Here is a 1,506-nt window from a genome sequence, read left to right on the forward strand (position 1 = left end):
TTCCTATACTCAAGGCGGTTGCGATGGCTGCACCCATAATTCCAAAATAAGAAATCAAAACAATATTTGCGCTCACTGCAAAAACCAGAACAAAAAGTATCACTTTCATTACGGATTTCTGATGACCACTCATATTCAAAAGCAAGCTTACCGGTCCGCCAAAAGCATTGAAAATCTGGCCCAACGCCAAAAATATCATTACGTATTTCCCGGAAGCAAATTCGGGCTCGATCAATTTCAATACAGTTCCCGGGAAGATCACCAAAACCAAAAAAGTGGGAAGGGATAACAAAAAAACATACTTGGTTGCCTTTTGAACAAATGCAGTAAGTTCCACTTTTTTGCCATCCCAGAATAGTCCGGACATTTTTGGTGCTATAACCGTGGTTATGGCTATTAAGGCAAAATTTATCAGGAGCGTCAATTTCAGGCTCAGTGAAAAAATTCCTACCTGCCGTGTATCCTCAAATATCTGAATCAAATAAACGCTGATGTTACCAAGAAAATAGGAACCAAGAGCCACAAGCATCAAAGGCGTCCCGGTATTAAGTATTTCTTTAATCGGAAACGTAATTCCCTTTGGCGCTTCGAGTTTCCACACCTCAGAAAGGGATCTTCCTGTGGATAAAACCGCTGCCCCAAGTATTCCTATGGAAAGGGCCATGACGGGTAGATACTGCGAGGAATCATCTGATACATATAGTATGAGCAAGATCGACGAGGAGATAAAAACGGTCCTAAAAACTTCCGAGAGGGTGATCCTCTCCAGGGCCCTCAGAAATTCAACATTAATGACGTTCAGGGTGAAAAACGGGGCTGCGATGGCAACCCATCTCAAGACATAAGAATAGGAAGGGTCACCAAATAGATTTATGCCAAGATCTTTAGCAAAAGCGAAAAGGGCGCAAGAAAGCACAACACTAATCGCGAAAATAATCTTGAGGGCATTATAATAAAGTGTTTTGCGTTTGCCCAAATCATTTGTCCCCCTAAATTGCCCTGTATATCGCAGTATAGCAACAGGCAACCCGAGCGATGCCACATGGGAAAATACAATGATTGTTGTATACGAAACGCTGTATATCCCGAGACCCACAGGGCCAAATTCCCGGGATATTAGAATAGTCACCGCATAACCCAGAAGCATCCCAAGTCCTTTAAGTATCATTACTACGATACTTTGCCGGGCTAAACCTTTTCTTCCTAACAAGTCGCGGATCATGGTACTACTTTCAAGGTTTCTGCTGCTTTCCCTTAGGTCTTTCGGGCAGAGTAAGGTGTTTATCATAGGGCTCATGCCAAATCTTCAGGAATAATTGACTTGACTGCCTTTCTCTATTCATGCCCATTGAATTCATCTGGTCTGCCCTGGATTTAAGCTTTCTGCAATCTAATGCAAATAATCATCTTCTTTTTCAGAATACCCGGCTGATGTATAGCACCTTCACCTAGTACCATATTCCCTTTTGAGTCATTTGCAAACGATGTTGTAGGATGGGCTTAGCT

At 42.4% G+C, this 1,506-nt stretch carries 1 protein-coding gene; it reads right to left on the minus strand.

The window, feature by feature from the left end:
* Positions 1-1,168, minus strand: a 1,168-nt coding sequence (locus WBV75_RS12700; RefSeq protein ID WP_424120959.1) for a flippase, incomplete at its 3' end; no start/stop codon positions are given.
* Positions 1,169-1,506 lie beyond the last annotated feature (338 nt).

Source organism: Robiginitalea sp. (assembly GCF_049588695.1).
Taxonomy (GTDB): domain Bacteria; phylum Bacteroidota; class Bacteroidia; order Flavobacteriales; family Flavobacteriaceae; genus Robiginitalea.